We start from the raw sequence: 2,559 nt of genomic DNA, 5'->3' as shown, positions 1-2,559 counted from the left end.
GGGCCGCCCGCCGCGGCCGGCACGGCGCGGCTCACGGTGATGCTGTCGCGCGGCGCGGGCGTGCCCTCGCGCCGCGCGCGCGCGAAGGCCGCCACCAGCTCGCGCGCCACCAGCGGATCGTAGCCCTGCGAGGCCAGCGCCTGCGCCATGTGGTCGGGCGCGCCGCCGCGCTGCAGTCCCTGCGTGATCCAGTCGCGCAGGGCGGGAGGGAAGTGGATGGTGGCGAGCGTGGTTTCTGGCATGGCGGAAAAATGAGGAAACGGGCGCCGCGCGGCGGCGGATGCCGGCAGCGGCCCGGTCCGGGTCAGATCAGGTCGTCGTTCGGGAGCCAGCCGTGCGGCGTCAGGTGGAAGCCTTCACGCAGCTGCATGGTCCCGCTGCCTTCGATCACGCGCGCGGCCATCGGAAAGGCGCGCAGCGCTTCCGGCGTGCGCATCCACGGCGCGGCATCGAGCTTGTAGGTGAACATCACCGCCGTCTGGGTCTTGCCGTCGAACGTGCGCGGCGGCTCCCAGCCGATCACCTTGTCGAGCGTCAGCTTGGCCACGCACAGGTCGCCCGCATGCGTGACCTTCCCGCCGTCCGGGGCCGGAATCTGGACCGGCTGGCGCAGGTAGAATTTCTGGCCCTCCGCGGACAGCGCGTATTGCCGCACCTTCTTCTGCACGGTGCCGTCCTCGTTCTTGTAGTCGACCATCGCGTCCTTGGCGGTGACGATGCCGAGTTTCTCGAGCACCGGCATCTGCACCGCGTCGCGCTCGGTGATGGGGCCATCCTTGTATTCGACGTTTACCGGCCAGTCGTACTTCGCCAGGCACAGGTTGCCCTTGTGCGCGAGATAGTCGTTCAGCGCGGCGGCGAAGGTTGCCTGGTCGGTCTTGGCCGCCTCCTCGGCGGTCTTCGCCTGGTTGCACGCGGCCAGTGCGGTGGCAAGGCCCAGCACGCATATGGCGCGCGCCATGTTTCGGTTCCAGGTCGGGCAGTACGTCATGAAAATGGTCCATTCAGTTGATCGGGGTTGCGGGAGCGGCGTCATGCCGCCCCCGCCGCAAACGCCGGGCCGCGCGTTGCCGCGCGGCGCCGGGGATCGCGTCAATTCACGCAGGCGCCGCTGGTCGGCGGGTTGGCCGGCGGCTTGTAGCCGTCGGTCAGCGTGCCGAGAAAGCACACGAGATCCTGCACGTCCTGCTCGGACATCGGCGTCGGCGAGCCGGGGGCCCGGCCGTCGAGCGGCATCTGCGTGTCGATGTTGCCGACGTAGGCCGCCGGCAGGTCGTCGAACTTCTGCACGGTGCCGCCGACGTACTGCGTCGTGATCAGGCCGTAGGTCGGGAAGCTGGCGTCCGGCGTGGCCTTCGGCGTGCCGCCGATCGTCGGATACCAGAGCTCGGGATTGGTGTCCCGCGTGTTGTAGAAGCGCACCAGCTGCGTCAGCGAATGGATCACGCCATTGTGGAAGAACGCCTGGCGCGTCGCCGAATTGCGCACCGTCGGCGCCTTGAACATGCCGCAGAACGCATTGGCCGCGCCCGGGGAAGCGGGCAGGTGGTCGGTCCGGGCCGGGCCGCAGACACCCATGTCGAAATAGCCCGCAGTGGCGTTCGCCGGGATCTCCGGGTTGCGCGGCACGCTGATCGCCTCGTACGAGAAGTCGGTAAACAACGCGCTGCTGCCGTTGAAGCCCGCGCCCTGGTAGTGGCACGAGGCGCAGTTGCCGCGGTTCGCGTCGGTGAACACGGCAAGGCCGCGCTGCTCCGCCGCCGTCAGCTGCCCGCCGATCTTGTTGCCCGCCCACAGGTCGAACTTGCTGCTGTACGGGTGGAAGCTCGGGTCTTCGCGCTGGTACGCCTGGAGCGCGGCGGTGATGTTGTCGAACGCCGCGTTGGTGTCGCTGAAGCCGTTGTCGCCGTATGCCTGCAGGTAGAGCGGCGCGTACGATGCCGCCTTCACCTTCGTCACCACGTCGGCGGGCGAGGCATTGTCCATCTCGACGGGATCGAGCAGGGGCAGCTTGGCCTGGTCGGCGAGCGTGGCCGCGCGCCCGTCCCACGTGAAGCCGCCGCCCGGCCCGGGCACGCTGATGCCGTCGGGGTTGTCGAGCAGGTCGGAGTACGGGGGCGTGTTGTCCTTGTAGCGCAGCGACGGCACCGCGCGCACGCCGGCCGACGCCAGGGCGGGGCCGCCGAGCTGGACCGCGAGATTGTTCGGCGGGCCGTATGCGTAATTCGGATCGTGGCAGGTCGCGCACGACATCTTGCCGGAGCCCGACAACGTGCGGTCGAAGAAAAGCTGCTTGCCGAGCTGCGCCGCGAGGCTCAGCGCCGGCGTGCTCGGGGTGCCGGCCGCGGGTCCGCTCGGGCCGGTCGAAGGGTCGTTGCTGCCGGTCGTCGCGCCACTGCCGTCGCCGCCGCCACAGGCGGCCAGCATCAGCGAAAGCATGCACATGGCACCAGCCAAGAGCTTGCGCATGGTGAGTTCCTTTTGCGAGGTACGTCGGCCCCTGGGTTTGCCAGGCGTGCCGGGAAAGTCGATGTGAAGCGCTGGAACACGAATGGCCGG

General features: G+C 69.3%; 2 protein-coding genes and 1 pseudogene. All 3 read right to left on the bottom strand.

Annotation, left to right across the window (positions count from 1 at the left end; genetic code table 11):
• A pseudogene (locus tag K206_RS38000) lies at nt 1-242 on the bottom strand (hypothetical protein); the annotation flags it as partial.
• 62 nt (nt 243-304) lie between these two features.
• The gene (locus K206_RS0110955) at nt 305-961 is read right to left on the bottom strand and encodes a hypothetical protein (protein ID WP_020202457.1); all 657 of its coding nucleotides are present in this window, start codon (nt 959-961) and stop codon (nt 305-307) included.
• A gap of 131 nt (nt 962-1,092) precedes the next feature.
• Nucleotides 1,093-2,469: a cytochrome-c peroxidase gene (locus K206_RS0110950; protein WP_029043483.1), complete on the bottom strand. Its 1,377-nt coding sequence runs from the start codon at nt 2,467-2,469 to the stop codon at nt 1,093-1,095.
• Between the last annotated feature and the right edge of the window lie 90 nt (nt 2,470-2,559).

Origin of the sequence: Cupriavidus sp. WS (assembly GCF_000395345.1) — a bacterium.
Taxonomy (GTDB): domain Bacteria; phylum Pseudomonadota; class Gammaproteobacteria; order Burkholderiales; family Burkholderiaceae; genus Cupriavidus; species Cupriavidus basilensis_B.
This window is presented reverse-complemented; position numbering and strand designations above follow the sequence as displayed.

What these genes read in the sequence shown, in the direction of transcription:
- K206_RS0110950 (WP_029043483.1), bottom strand. Translation starts at nt 2,469, where the DNA reads ATGCGCAAGCTCTTGGCTGGTGCCATGTGCATGCTTTCGCTGATGCTG.
- K206_RS0110955 (WP_020202457.1), bottom strand. Translation starts at nt 961, where the DNA reads ATGGCGCGCGCCATATGCGTGCTGGGCCTTGCCACCGCACTGGCCGCG.